Source organism: Bradyrhizobium sp. 192 (assembly GCF_023100965.1).
In the GTDB taxonomy this organism is placed as follows: Bacteria; Pseudomonadota; Alphaproteobacteria; order Rhizobiales; family Xanthobacteraceae; genus Bradyrhizobium; species Bradyrhizobium symbiodeficiens.
In genome coordinates, this window is sequence record NZ_CP064690.1 from 746,356 (window position 1) to 758,732 (window position 12,377).

Consider the following 12,377-nt stretch of genomic DNA (forward strand, 5'->3'; position numbering starts at 1 on the left):
TCAGGACGTCGGCTTGTCGTCGTCGAGCGGGACGCAATAGAGCTCGAGCCGGTGGTCGACCAGCTTGTAGCCGAGCTTGCGGGCGATTTCCGCCTGCAGCTTCTCGATCTCTTCGGAGGTGAACTCGATCACCTTGCCGTCGCGCAGATTGATGAGGTGGTCGTGATGGCTGTCGCGCATCTGCTCGTAGCGCGCGCGGCCTTCGCGGAAGTCATGGCGCTCGATGATGCCGGCATCCTCGAACAGCTTGACGGTGCGATAGACGGTCGAGATCGAGATCTTGTCGTCGACCGCGACACAACGCCGGTACAATTCCTCGACATCGGGATGATCGAGCGCCTCCGCGAGCACGCGGGCGATGACACGGCGCTGCTCGGTCATGCGCATGCCGGTGGCGGCACAGCGCGCTTCGATGCCGGACGCCTTGGATGCGGAAGAAGGTTTCAGTGCGGTCATAGTTTGTCTGCCTGGCGGGGGCGCTTTCTGCCACCAATGTTACGACAAGTCACGCCGCATCAGAAGGGCGTTCAATTGTTCCCCGTTCGGCTGCTTATAGTAGCGTTCGCGGCGCCCGACCACTACGAATCCGGCACCGTCGTAGAGCCGCCGCGCCGGCTGGTTATTTTCCTCGACCTCGAGAAATATTGTGCGCACGCCGCGCCCTGCGAGATGGCCGAGATGGGTCATCAGCAGCGTGCGGGAGAAGCCGCGGCCGCGATAGGCCTCGTCCACGGCGATCGAGAGGATTTCCGCTTCATCCGCCCCGATCCGCGACACCGCGAATCCGACGGTCCTGCGTCCATGGCGCAACCGATGTACGAGCGTGTTGCGCTCGCCGACCATGCTCTCGAATTCGCCCTCGCCCCAGCCGCGTGCGAAGGAGGCGCCGTGAAGCTGCGCCAGCCGCGCGGCGTCACGCACGGATGCGGGCTCGACGGCGGCAGTGCCGCCGCGCCACCATTCCAACAGCCATCTCATCATGGGGTCGCGGCTTGCGCTGCAAACGGCGGCTGTGCCGCCGGCTTGGCGTCGGGCGCTTTCAGATAGAACGGCCGCGCCGGATTCGTCGCGGGATCGGCGGCAGCGCCGAGCCATGCGACCCAGCCGATATCGGGCGCGGGCTGCGCGTCGACCGCGACCGGCTGCGGGACGTCGTTCGGCCAGCGCTCGGCGAGGATATTTGCGGCATTGCCGACCAGATGCGGCGCGCCGAACTGCGAGGCTGCAATCGCCGCGTCGACGGACGCGACGCTCGGCCGCACCAGCTGGCTGCCGTCGCCGGCGACGATCTGGAAATAGACATGGTCGTGGCGCGCGTCGATTGCGGAGATCACGGGTGCCGATTTGCTCTGGCCCACGATGGCGGCGGCATAGCCCGACAAGGTGGTCAGGCCGATCGCCGGCCGCGCTGCCGCGAGCGCAAGGCCGCGCGCCGCCGAAATGCCGACGCGCAGGCCGGTGAAGCTTCCGGGGCCGACCGTGACCGCGATGCGGTCGAGCGAGGTGAAGCCGAGATTGGCCGATTGCATCACGCGCGCGATCATCGGCATCAGCGCCTCGGCGTGGCCGCGCTTCATGAGAAGCTGCTCCTGCGCGAGGAGCTCGGCCGCTTCGGTGTCGAGCACGGCAACGGAGCAGGCGTCGAGCGCGGTATCGATGGCGAGGATCAGCATGAAAAAACGAATGGCGAGTGGCGAATAGCGAACACTCTAGCCGATCGGAGTTCCATTCGCCATTCGCTACTCGCCATTCGCGCTCTAATCACATCGGCCGGACTTCGACCACGTCGGGCACGAAGTGCTTCAGCAAATTCTGGATGCCGTGCTGGAGGGTCGCGGTCGACGATGGGCAGCCGGCGCACGACCCCTTCATGTTGAGATAGACGATGCCGTCCTTGAAGCCGCGGAAGGTGATGTCGCCGCCGTCATTGGCGACCGCCGGCCGCACGCGGGTCTCGATCAGGTCCTTGATCATGTCGACCGTTTCGGCATCGCCCTCGTCGAAGAACTCGTCCTCGTCGTCGAGATCGGCAGCGCTCTGGGCCGCGCCGTCGGCGAGCAGCGGCGCGCCGGACATGTAGTGCTCCATGATGGCGCCGAGAATCGCGGGCTTGAGCTGCTGCCATTCACCGTCCGCCTTGGTCACGGTGATGAAGTCCGATCCGTAGAACACGCCGGTGACGCCCGGTACCTCGAACAGCTTTTCGGCCAGCGGCGACTGCGCAGCCGATTCGCGGCTGGCAAATTCCATCGGGCTGCCGTCGACCACGGCGCGGCCGGGAATGAACTTTAGCGTGGCGGGATTGGGGGTGGCTTCGGTTTGAATGAACATGGTTTTCTCCAGACGTCGCCGGTTCAAGGCCGGCGCGTGAGCTATCCAGTAGCAGATGGCGACGGCGAACGCACGGTCAAGGGGGTGGCGAGGAAACTTCGTTGTTATTTCAGCGAGTTAGAGAGCCAAAGAGCTTCGCAATCATGGCCGGGTTTGACCCGGCCATCCACGCCTTGCTTCCCAGTGCCAAAGAACGTGGATGCCCGGGACAAGCCCGGGCATGACGAATATCTGGCTGGACGCTACGACAGCGAATCCACGCTTTGGTCGCTCAGCGCGCCGGAAATGATCGTCACCGGCACCGGGAACGCCCCCAGCGCATGGGTCAGCAGCGAGACCAGCGGCCCCGGACCTTCCGCTCCGGGATTGGCGGCGAGCACGAGCATGGCGATGTCAGGGTCCTCGTCGATCACCGCGAGCAGCTGTTCCATCGGCGCGCCTTCGCGGATCACCCGTTCCGGCGTGATCGCGGCGATGCCATTGGCGCGGCCGGCGGCACGGTCGAGCGCGGCTTCCGCCGCTTCCTGCGCCTCGGCGCGCATGATGTCGGCGACCCCTAGCCATTCCTGGGTCTGCTGCTCGGGCTCGATGATGCGCAGCATCACCACGCCGCCGCCGGCGCGGATCGCCCAGCGACTGGCGTAGTAGACCGCGCGATCCCATTCGGCGGTGTCGTCGACGATGACGAGGCATTTGGGCTTGTGACCCGGCTCGAAGCAAAGTCGCTTGCTGGTCATGCATGTCCCGGAATGTGCAGGGACGGCATGCTGCCACACTCCCGCAGCGTTGGGGAGAGGAGATGCGGCCGGCGCTCTGGCACCGACCGTCCTAGCGCCGGCGAATGAATCCGACGATGTCCTTGGAGAGCTTCATGGTCTCGTCGGCGATGGCGCGGGCCCGATCGGAACCTTCGTTCAGGATCGAATCGATATGGCCGGGATCGGCGACGAGGCGCTTCATCTCGCCGGCGATCGGCGCCAGCTTGGTGACGCAGAGCTCCGCCAGCGCGTTCTTGAAGCTGGAGAACTGGCCACCGCCGAATTCTCGCAGCACGTCCGCCTTGGGGCGGCCGGAGAACGCGGCGAAGATGCCGACGAGATTGTCGGCCTCGGGACGGGCCTCCAGGCCCTTCTCCTCCGACGGCAACGGCTCCGGATCGGTCTTCGCCTTGCGGATCTTCTGCGCGATGGTGTCGGCGTCGTCGGTCAGATTGATGCGCGAATTGTCCGACGCATCCGACTTCGACATCTTCTTGGTGCCGTCGCGCAGGCTCATCACGCGTGTCGCCGGCCCCGTGATCAGCGGTTCCGGCAGCGGGAAGAACAGGCCGTCATTGGCGCCGAGGGTGCGGATCGAATCGCCGAAATCGTTGTTGAACTTCTGCGCGATGTCGCGCGAGAGCTCGAGATGCTGCTTCTGGTCCTCACCGACCGGCACGTGGGTGGCGCGGTAGAGCAGGATGTCGGCGGCCATCAGCACCGGATAGTCGAACAGGCCGACCGAGGCGTTCTCGCGGTCCTTGCCGGCCTTCTCCTTGAACTGGGTCATGCGGCCGAGCCAGCCCATGCGCGCGACACAGTTGAAGATCCAGGCGAGCTCGGCATGGCCGGAGACCTGGCTCTGGTTGAACACGATGTGCTTCTTGGGGTCGATGCCGCTTGCGATGAACGCCGCGGTGACCTCGCGGGTATTGCGCGCGAGCTCGGCTGGTCCGCCCCAGACGTCCACGCCTTGCGTGATCGCGTGCATGTCGACGACGCAATAGATGCAGTTGTGGGTTTCCTGCATCTTCACGAAGTTGACGATCGCGCCGAGGTAATTGCCGAGGTGCAGATTGCCCGTCGGCTGGACGCCCGAAAAGACCCGTTCAACGAATGGCATGGTAAGCCTTCCCATAGGTATTCGGCTGTCGTTTCCAACAGCGGCGCTGCCCCGTCAAGGGCAATTCGATGGACCCGCGCACCGGGGCCGGGCTAGGCGGGCCGCTTCAAGGCGGCTACAGCCTCGCGCAAGGAAGAGGCACCGAGGAATTGCAGCAGCAGGCCATAAACCGCCAATCCGGCTCCGATCTGCACGCCCAGCACGACGAACTTCATCAAGCCATGGGTCTCGGCAGGCACGAGGCCCACGGTCAGCCAGAGCAGGGCGCCCATGGCGGCTGCGGCTAGGACGATCCGCGGCAGCCGCTTGCGGGCGGCAGCATCGACCGAGAAGCCGAACGCGGCCGTGCCCTTGCGAAGCAGCGAGAGCGCGCTGCTCCAGGCGCCGGCCGCGATGCTCGCGGCGATCCCGCTCGCGCCGAAAAAATGGCCGAGCAGAACCGCGAGCACGACCGCGACCACGAACCCTTTGGCCGTCGCGAGCAGCGGCGTCATTGTGTCGCCGCGGGCATAGAAGGCCGGCGACAGCGCCTTGATCAGCACGTGCGCGGGCAGGCCCAGAGCCAGCCATATCAGCGCGTGCGCAGTCGCCGCGCTGTCCCCGGCACCAAACGCGCCATGCTCGAACAACAGCCGCACGATCGGTTCGGCCAGCACGGTCAGGCCGAGCGTGGCAGGGAGCGCCAGCCCGGTCGCAAGCTCGAGAGCGCGCGATTGCGTATGCGCCACCGCCTCACGGTCGCCGCCACTCACCGCGCGCGTCAGCTCCGGCACCAGCACGGTGCCCATGGCGACGCCGACGATGCCGAGCGGCAGCTCGATCAGGCGGTTGGCGAAATAGAGCCATGACACCGCGGACGGCGTCGCCGATGCGATGATCGCGCCGGCCACCATCAGCCATTGCGGGCCCGAGCTTGCGATCATGCCGGGGATCGCTTTGGCGAAGAAGCTGCGCATCTCCTTGTCGAAACTGATGCGCAGAGGCGTCGCAAGGCGCGCGCTGCGCTGCGACAGCAGCATCAGGAGTTGCAGCAGGCCGGCGACGCCGACCGTGGCGGCCAGCAGCCAGGCGGCGAAGCCGGCGTCAGCGTGCCAGACCAGGAGCAAAGCGATCGCGGCGATCAGCGCGATGTTGAACAGCAGCGGCGAGAACGCCGTGAGCGCAAAGCGTCCGTGCGCATTCAGCAGACCCATCAGCACCGTGACGGGACCGGCGAAGGCGAGGTATGGCAGCATCAGCCGCGCGTTCTGGACCGCGAGGTCGAGCGTGCCGGTACCGAGAAAGCCGGGCGCGATGACCGTCATGATCAGCGGCATCAGCAGGGCAATGCCGAGCGAGATCGCGATCAGGGCCGCGCTTACGGTGCCGAGCACGCGTCCCGCGAACGCCGCCGCGGCCGCCGCGCCATCGTGGTCCCGGACGCGCAGCCAGGCCGGGACCAGCGCCGCGTTCAGTGCCCCCTCGCTGAGCAGCCGGCGCACCACGTTGACGAGCTGAAACGCCGCCAGAAACGCATCCGCCACCGCGCCGGTGCCGAGCAGCGCCGCGATCAGGGAATCGCGGGCAAAGCCCAGCAGGCGCGAGGCCAGCGTTCCCGTCGAGACGGTCAGGAAGGAGCGGATCATCGGCTCTTTATCATACCGTTGCTTGCCCGCGCAGGCCCGGTCGTGATAGGCCGCGACCCAGATTTCAGGCCGACAGGAAGCGGATTTTCGCAGGGTTCGCAATCCGCCAAACAGGATCAAGGTGAATGGCTGACGTGAAATATGACGTTCTCGGCATCGGCAACGCGCTGTTCGACGTGCTGGTCAGGACCGACGAGGCCTTTTTGGCCAGACACGGCATGGCCAAGGGCAGCATGTCCCTGATCGACGAGGCGCGGGCGGCCGCCATCTACAACGACATGGGGCCGGCCACTGAAGTCTCGGGCGGCTCGGCTGCCAACACCATCGTCGGCATCGGCAGCCTGGGGGCACGGGCCGCCTATGTCGGCAAGGTCAAGGACGACCAGATCGGCAAGCTCTACGTCCACGACATCCGCTCGGCCGGCGTCGCCTTCAACACGCCCGCCGCGACGGATGGCCCCGCCACCGGCTGCTCCTACATCCTGGTCACGGATGACGGCGAGCGCACCATGAACACCTATCTCGGCGCGGCGCAGGACCTGTCGCCCGTCGACATCGACCCGACCGAGATCGCTGCGGCCGGTATCGTCTATCTCGAGGGTTATCTCTGGGACCCCAAGAACGCCAAGGACGCCTTCGTCAAGGCGGCCAAGATCGCCCACGACGCCAGGCGCAAGGTGGCGCTGACGCTGTCGGATTCCTTCTGCGTCGACCGCTATCGCGACGAGTTTCTTTCACTGATGCGCAACGGCACCGTCGACATCGTCTTCGCCAACGAGTCCGAGCTGCATTCGCTCTACATGACCTCCGACTTCGATACCGCGCTGAAGCAGCTGCGCAACGACGTCAATCTCGGCGTGGTCACCCGCAGCGAGAAAGGCTGCATGGTGGTCTCGTCTGAAGACGCCGTCGCAGCGCCTGCGTTCCCGGTCGACAAGGTGGTCGATACCACCGGGGCCGGCGATCTGTTCGCCGCAGGCTTCCTGTACGGCCTGTCGCGCAATCTTGCCTACAAGCAGTGTGGTGAGCTCGGTGCGCTCGCGGCTGCCGAAGTCATCCAGCACATCGGCGCGAGGCCGCTGGTGTCGCTGAAGGAGCTGGCCGGCCAGCGCGGGCTGACGGCTTAGGCCCTCGCTCTCTCCCCGTCATTGCGAGCCGAGCTCCTCGCAATGACGGTGAGACTCACGCCGTCTTCGCCGCAGTCAGTCCAAGCCGCTGCTCCACGGCATCGCGCATCACGAACTTCTGGATCTTTCCCGTCACCGTCATCGGAAACTCGTCGACGAACTCGACGTAGCGCGGAATCTTGTTGTGCGCGATCTGGCCGTCGCAGAAGGCACGCACCTCCTCGGCCGTCAGCGTTTCGCCCGGCCTGACGCGGATCCAGGCACAGAGCTCCTCGCCGTAGCGGCTGTCGGCGACGCCAAAAATCTGCACGTCCTGAATCCTGGGGTGACGGTACAGGAATTCCTCGATCTCGCGCGGGTAAAGGTTCTCGCCGCCGCGGATCACCAGGTCCTTGATGCGGCCGACGATGTTGCAATAGCCGGCGTCATCGATGGTGGCGAGGTCGCCGGTATGCATCCAGCCATTGGCGTCGAGCACGTCGGCCGTCTTTTCCTTCTCCTCCCAATATCCCAGCATGACGCTGTAGCCGCGGGTGCAGAGCTCGCCGCGCTCGCCCCGCTTCACGATCTTGCCTTCGAGATCGATCACCTTGACCTCGACATGCGGGTGAATGCGGCCGACCGTGGAGACGCGCCGCTCGAGCGGGTCGTCGGTCGCGCTCTGGAAGCTCACCGGGCTGGTCTCGGTCATGCCATAGGCGATCGTGACCTCGCGCATGTTCATCTCGGTGTTGACGCGCTTCATCACCTCGATCGGGCAGGGCGCGCCCGCCATGATTCCGGTGCGCAGTGATTTCAGATTGAACGTCTTGAACTCGGGGTGATCGAGTTCGGCGATGAACATGGTCGGCACGCCGTACAGGGCGGTGCATTTCTCCTGCTCGACCGCACGCAGCGTCGCGAGCGGATCGAAGCCCTCGCCCGGGTAGACCATGGTGGTGCCGAGCGTGACCGAGGCTAGGTTGCCCATCACCATGCCGAAGCAATGATAGAGCGGCACTGGAATGCAGATGCGATCCGCTTCCGTCAGGCGCATCGCGCGTCCCGTGAAATAGCCGTTGTTGAGGATGTTGTGATGGGTCAGCGTGACGCCCTTTGGCGATCCCGTGGTGCCGCTGGTGAACTGGATGTTGACGGGGTCGTCGAACTGAAGCGCAGCACCGAGCGCGGCAAGTTGCTCGCGATGCCCCGCTCTGCCCATGCGCGCGACCTCCTCGAAAGGGATCGTGCCTGAAGCCGCCGGGCCGCCGATCTGGATGACCATGCGCAAGGCCGGCAATCGCGCCGCCTGCAGCTGTCCGGGCGTGGCGTCCGCCAGCTCCGGCAGCAGCGTGTTGAGCATTTCCATGTAATTGCTGGTCTTGAATGCAGTGGCGGTGACGATCGCCGCGCAGCCGACCTTTTTCAGCGCGAATTCGAGCTCGCTGAGCCGGTAGGCCGGATTGATCGTCACCAGGATCAGGCCAGCCTTGGCGGCGGCGAACTGGGTCAGCGTCCATTCGGGCCGGTTCAGCGACCAGATGCCGATCCGCTCCCCGCGTTCGAGCCCGAGCGCGAGAAAGCCCGCGGCGAGCGCATCGACCCGCCCGGCGAATTCCTTCCAGGTCCATCTGACGCCGTGGCTGGGCGAAACCAGCGCCTCGCGATCGCCCCAGCGCCGCACCGCGTGCTCGAGGCTGCGACCGATGGTGTCGCCGAGCAGCGGCGTGTCCGAGATGCCGCAAACGTAGCTGTCCGCTTTATTGGTCAATTCAAAGTCCCTTCAAAGATGATCGACGCCGTCCCTCCGCCGTCATGCCCGGGCTTGTCCCGGGCATCCACGTTCTTCGTGCAGCAAAGTAAGGCGTGGATGGCCGGGACAAGCCCGGCCATGACGTCTTGAGAGCAGCGCTCGTCAAGCCGCCTTCTGCCCGCTCCCTGCATCAAGCCCGGCATAAACCCCGCGCTCGAATCCCGCGAAGGCTTCCAGGCATTTCGCGTCTGCGAACGGCAACACCTGCATCAGGATCACGCCGGTAACGTCCCGGGCCGGGTCGATCCAGTAATAGGTGTTGGCAAGGCCCGCCCAGGCGAGGCTGCCGGCGCTACGGCCTTCGGCCGTCTTCGCCGTGTTGATCATGAAGCTGAGGCCCCATTTCTTGACCTGCTCCGGATAGAGGTCGACGTCGTTGGTGTACATCGGCGCCGCCGTCGTCATCTTGGTCATGTTGAGATCGCCCATCTGGTTCTGGCTCATCATGGCGATCGTCTCGGCCTTCAGCACCTGGTTGCCGTTGCCGCGTCCCTTGTTCAGGATCATCTGGGTAAACTTGAGGTAGTCGGCCGCGGTCGAATAAAGGCCGCCGCCACCCATGTGGAATTCGGGATTTTGCTCGAGCTCGAACGGGATCGATGCGAGCTGGCCGTCCTCGCCGCGCGCGTGCATGCCGACCAGGCGCTTGCGCATGCTCTCGGTGATCTTGAACGCCGTGTCGCTCATGCCGAGCGGGTTGAACAAATTGTCGCGCAGGTAAGCATCCAGCCGCTTGCCGCTGACGGCTTCCACGGCCTTGCCGACGAAATCGATATTGGTGCCGTATTCCCAGCGCGTGCCGGGGTCGGTCATCACAGGCGTCTTCAGCGCCGCGTTCTGGCAGGTGGTGATCGCGGGAATGCCGTTCTTGTCGAGATAGACCGCGAGATCGCCGTTCCACATATTGTAGCAGAAGCCGGCGGTGTGGGTCATGAGCTGGCGCAGCGTGATCGGCCGCTTGGCCGGGCGCAACTTCGCCTCGCCCTTGGCATCGAAGCCTTCGAGCACTTGCGGATTGGCGAGATCAGGCAGCACCTCGCCGATCGGCGCATCCAGCGACAGCTTGCCCTGCTCGACCAGCTGCATCGCGCCCGCCGATGTCACCGCCTTCGTCATCGAGGCGATCCAGAACACGCTGTCCGCCGTCATCGCGTCGGGCTTGGACAGGTCGCGCTTGCCGAACGCGCCCTGATACAGCACGTCGTTGCCGCTGGCGGCGATCGCGACAACACCGGGAATCTCCTTGGCGTCGCTCTTCTGGCGCAGAATCTCATCGATCTCAGCTTTGCTTTGCATGGCGTTTCCTCAGGGTTAATTATTGTTGGCAGCGATCGATTGTCCTCCGGCCCGCTTCGTGGGGCAAGCGCGTCCAGATGCCCGCTTCGGTCGCGATGTCGTGACTTGACGGTCCTCGCCGCGCGCAGGACCACAGGCAGGCCGAACGGCAACACTCCGTCACAATCTGCGGTGGATGGTCGCTACTCGCCGTGACCGTGGACGGTCTCTGGCGATATGTTTCACGTGTTTGAAGCACTTGAAACATTTTGTGCGCTGCGGCGTTCAGCATTCGGCCAATCGGCGGCCGAAATTAAGACTTGATGCAAATTTGGCGGTCCTGAGTGGCCGTGAGGGGACCTCAGATGATTTCGACCTGGAGCGAATGGAAGCGCTATCCCCGTCCCGGACGGGGCGAGAACCTGGAGGCGCCGATTTCGCCCGGGATCTACGAGGTGCGCATCGCCGGTACCGGCGCACTGTATTCCTTCGGCGCAGTCGACAATCTGGCGCAATCCCTGGCGCTGCTGCCGGTCGGCTCGAAGAACTGGTTCGGCCGCCGCAACCCGTCCGACGTTCCCGATCTCGAATACCGGACCTGCGCAACCTCGTCGAAAGCCGACGCCAAGGCCGCGGCAGAGCGCATGATCGGCCGCCGCGAGACCTATATGAGCGGCGCGGCCTAAGGCCGCTGCCGGTTTGGCTCCCATCAGTTGTGCGTTGTGGGACGGTGCATTGCGCGCCGCTTGTCCCTATATTCCAGCCGATCCGATCGCCCCAAAATGATCGTTCGAGGAGCAACGCCATGACCCCGCCCGCTGCCGCACGCGCCACGCAAGCCACCGCCACCCTGCGCGACCGGTTGAAAGACCCCTCGCTGCTGAAGGAGGCCTGCTATATCGACGGCGCCTGGGTCGGCACGCCGGCCTTTGCCGTCAACAATCCCGCGACCGGCGTCGAGCTTGCAAAAGTGCCGCAGCTCGGTGCGGATGATACGACCAAGGCGGTTGAGGCCGCGCAGCGCGCCTTTCCGGGCTGGGCCAAGCACACCGCCAAGCAGCGCTCCAACATCCTGCGCAAGTGGTTCGAGCTGATCATCGCCAACCGCGAGGATCTTGCGCTGATCCTCACCTCCGAGCAGGGCAAGCCGCTCTCCGAGGCGCTCGGCGAGGTCGATATCGGCGCCGCCTATATCGAGTTCTTCGCCGAGGAAGCCCGCCGCGTCTATGGCGAGACCATTCCGACGCAGCGGCCCGACGCGCGGCTGCTCGCGATCAAGCAGCCGATCGGCGTCTGCGGCGCGATCACGCCGTGGAATTTCCCCAACTCGATGATCACGCGCAAGGTCTCGCCGGCGCTCGCCGCCGGCTGCACCGTGGTGCTCAAGCCCGCGAACGAGACGCCGCTCTCCGCGCTGGCGCTGGCCGTGCTCGCCGAGAAGGCCGGCATTCCCAAGGGCGTGCTCAACATCGTCACCGGTGACGCGCCGCCGATCGGCAAGGTGCTGTGCGAGCATCCGGCGGTGCGCTTCGTCGGCTTCACCGGCTCGACCGCGGTCGGCAAGATCCTCTACCAGCAGGCTTCCGTCGGCGTGAAGCGGCTCGGCCTCGAGCTCGGCGGCAACGCGCCCTTCGTGGTGTTCGACGATGCCGATATCGACGCGGCAGTTGAAGGCGCCATCGTCTCGAAATACCGCAACATGGGCCAGACCTGCGTCTGCGCCAACCGCCTCTATGCCCAGGACAAGATCTACGACGAGTTCGTGCAGAAGCTGTCGAAGAAGGTCGCCGCGATGAAGATCGGCGACGGGACCGAGAGCGGCGTCACCCAGGGCCCGCTGATCAACATGAAGGCAATCGACAAGGTCGAGCGCCACATCGCCGATGCCGTGAAGCGCGGCGCCAAGGTCGTGATCGGCGGCAAGCGCAGCGAGCTCGGGCGCTCGTTCTTCGAACCGACCGTGCTGGCCGACGTCAAGTCGGACTCGCTGGTGGCGCAGGAGGAAACCTTCGGCCCGCTGGCGCCGGTGATCCGCTTCAAGGACGAGGCCGATGTGATCGCGATGTGCAACGCCTCGCCGTTTGGCCTGGCGTCCTACTTCTACTCCCGCGATCTCGGCCGCGTCTGGCGCGTTGCCGAGGCGCTGGAGTCGGGCATGGTCGGCGTCAACACCGGTCTCATCACCACCGAAGTCGCGCCCTTCGGCGGCGTCAAGGAAAGCGGCCTGGGGCGCGAAGGCTCGCATCACGGCATGGAAGAATATGTCGAGATCAAATACGTGATGATGGCGGGGGTGTGAGTTCGAAGTCTTGCAGCCCGGATGGAGCTGCGCTCCATCCGGGCTGC

The 12,377-nt window shown here is 65.3% G+C and carries 12 protein-coding genes; 3 read left to right on the forward strand and 9 right to left on the reverse strand.

Annotation, left to right across the window (positions count from 1 at the left end; all coding sequences use genetic code 11):
• The 7 genes from IVB24_RS03515 to murJ form a co-directional block, all read right to left on the reverse strand.
• Complete coding sequence (locus tag IVB24_RS03515) at positions 1-456, reverse strand: Fur family transcriptional regulator (protein WP_094976119.1); 456 nt, start codon at positions 454-456, stop codon at positions 1-3.
• 39 nt (positions 457-495) lie between these two features.
• Entirely contained in the window at positions 496-981 is a 486-nt protein-coding gene (rimI, locus tag IVB24_RS03520; RefSeq protein ID WP_166476595.1) for a ribosomal protein S18-alanine N-acetyltransferase, read from the reverse strand.
• The gene (tsaB, locus tag IVB24_RS03525; RefSeq protein ID WP_247772056.1) at positions 978-1,673 is read right to left on the reverse strand and encodes a tRNA (adenosine(37)-N6)-threonylcarbamoyltransferase complex dimerization subunit type 1 TsaB; all 696 of its coding nucleotides are present in this window, start codon (positions 1,671-1,673) and stop codon (positions 978-980) included. Before tsaB ends, rimI begins: the two co-directional genes overlap by 4 nt.
• Positions 1,674-1,761: 88 nt before the next feature.
• Complete coding sequence (locus IVB24_RS03530; RefSeq protein ID WP_247772057.1) at positions 1,762-2,331, reverse strand: NifU family protein; 570 nt, start codon at positions 2,329-2,331, stop codon at positions 1,762-1,764.
• 242 nt (positions 2,332-2,573) lie between these two features.
• On the reverse strand, positions 2,574-3,068 hold the full coding sequence (locus IVB24_RS03535; RefSeq protein WP_247772058.1) for a universal stress protein: 495 nt from the start codon (positions 3,066-3,068) through the stop codon (positions 2,574-2,576).
• A 91-nt stretch (positions 3,069-3,159) separates the two neighbouring features.
• Positions 3,160-4,212, reverse strand: coding sequence for a tryptophan--tRNA ligase (gene trpS, locus IVB24_RS03540; RefSeq protein ID WP_094976124.1), 1,053 nt, complete (start codon positions 4,210-4,212; stop codon positions 3,160-3,162).
• Between the two features lie 92 nt (positions 4,213-4,304).
• A complete protein-coding gene (murJ, locus tag IVB24_RS03545; RefSeq protein WP_247772059.1) occupies positions 4,305-5,837 on the reverse strand; it encodes a murein biosynthesis integral membrane protein MurJ in 1,533 nt (510 codons plus the stop codon).
• A gap of 125 nt (positions 5,838-5,962) precedes the next feature.
• Between murJ and IVB24_RS03550 the strand changes: the two genes are divergently transcribed.
• Positions 5,963-6,964 carry an adenosine kinase gene (locus tag IVB24_RS03550; protein WP_247772060.1) on the forward strand — a complete coding sequence of 334 codons (1,002 nt, stop codon included), beginning with the start codon at positions 5,963-5,965 and terminating at the stop codon, positions 6,962-6,964.
• Positions 6,965-7,019: 55 nt separating this feature from the next.
• On the opposite strand, the gene IVB24_RS03555 is transcribed toward IVB24_RS03550, so the two are convergent.
• Together IVB24_RS03555 and IVB24_RS03560 are read right to left on the reverse strand one after the other, a co-directional pair.
• A complete protein-coding gene (locus IVB24_RS03555) occupies positions 7,020-8,714 on the reverse strand; it encodes an AMP-binding protein (RefSeq protein ID WP_247772061.1) in 1,695 nt (564 codons plus the stop codon).
• Positions 8,715-8,858: 144 nt separating this feature from the next.
• Positions 8,859-10,052: a serine hydrolase domain-containing protein gene (locus IVB24_RS03560; RefSeq protein ID WP_247772062.1), complete on the reverse strand. Its 1,194-nt coding sequence runs from the start codon at positions 10,050-10,052 to the stop codon at positions 8,859-8,861.
• A gap of 344 nt (positions 10,053-10,396) precedes the next feature.
• Here IVB24_RS03560 and IVB24_RS03565 point away from each other — a divergent pair, with 344 nt between their 5' ends.
• Together IVB24_RS03565 and IVB24_RS03570 are read left to right on the forward strand one after the other, a co-directional pair.
• The gene (locus IVB24_RS03565) at positions 10,397-10,717 is read left to right on the forward strand and encodes a hypothetical protein (RefSeq protein ID WP_094894365.1); all 321 of its coding nucleotides are present in this window, start codon (positions 10,397-10,399) and stop codon (positions 10,715-10,717) included.
• A 119-nt stretch (positions 10,718-10,836) separates the two neighbouring features.
• Positions 10,837-12,330, forward strand: a complete 1,494-nt coding sequence (locus IVB24_RS03570; protein ID WP_247772063.1) for an NAD-dependent succinate-semialdehyde dehydrogenase — start codon at positions 10,837-10,839, stop codon at positions 12,328-12,330.
• The last annotated feature ends 47 nt before the right edge of the window (positions 12,331-12,377 follow it).

Bases quoted from the DNA above. Each gene is read 5' to 3' on its own strand.
- IVB24_RS03515 (WP_094976119.1), bottom strand. From the start codon at position 456: ATGACCGCACTGAAACCTTCTTCCGCATCCAAGGCGTCCGGCATCGAA.
- rimI (WP_166476595.1), bottom strand. From the start codon at position 981: ATGATGAGATGGCTGTTGGAATGGTGGCGCGGCGGCACTGCCGCCGTC.
- tsaB (WP_247772056.1), bottom strand. From the start codon at position 1,673: ATGCTGATCCTCGCCATCGATACCGCGCTCGACGCCTGCTCCGTTGCC.
- IVB24_RS03530 (WP_247772057.1), bottom strand. From the start codon at position 2,331: ATGTTCATTCAAACCGAAGCCACCCCCAATCCCGCCACGCTAAAGTTC.
- IVB24_RS03535 (WP_247772058.1), bottom strand. From the start codon at position 3,068: ATGACCAGCAAGCGACTTTGCTTCGAGCCGGGTCACAAGCCCAAATGC.
- trpS (WP_094976124.1), bottom strand. From the start codon at position 4,212: ATGCCATTCGTTGAACGGGTCTTTTCGGGCGTCCAGCCGACGGGCAAT.
- murJ (WP_247772059.1), bottom strand. From the start codon at position 5,837: ATGATCCGCTCCTTCCTGACCGTCTCGACGGGAACGCTGGCCTCGCGC.
- IVB24_RS03550 (WP_247772060.1), top strand. From the start codon at position 5,963: ATGGCTGACGTGAAATATGACGTTCTCGGCATCGGCAACGCGCTGTTC.
- IVB24_RS03560 (WP_247772062.1), bottom strand. From the start codon at position 10,052: ATGCAAAGCAAAGCTGAGATCGATGAGATTCTGCGCCAGAAGAGCGAC.
- IVB24_RS03565 (WP_094894365.1), top strand. From the start codon at position 10,397: ATGATTTCGACCTGGAGCGAATGGAAGCGCTATCCCCGTCCCGGACGG.
- IVB24_RS03570 (WP_247772063.1), top strand. From the start codon at position 10,837: ATGACCCCGCCCGCTGCCGCACGCGCCACGCAAGCCACCGCCACCCTG.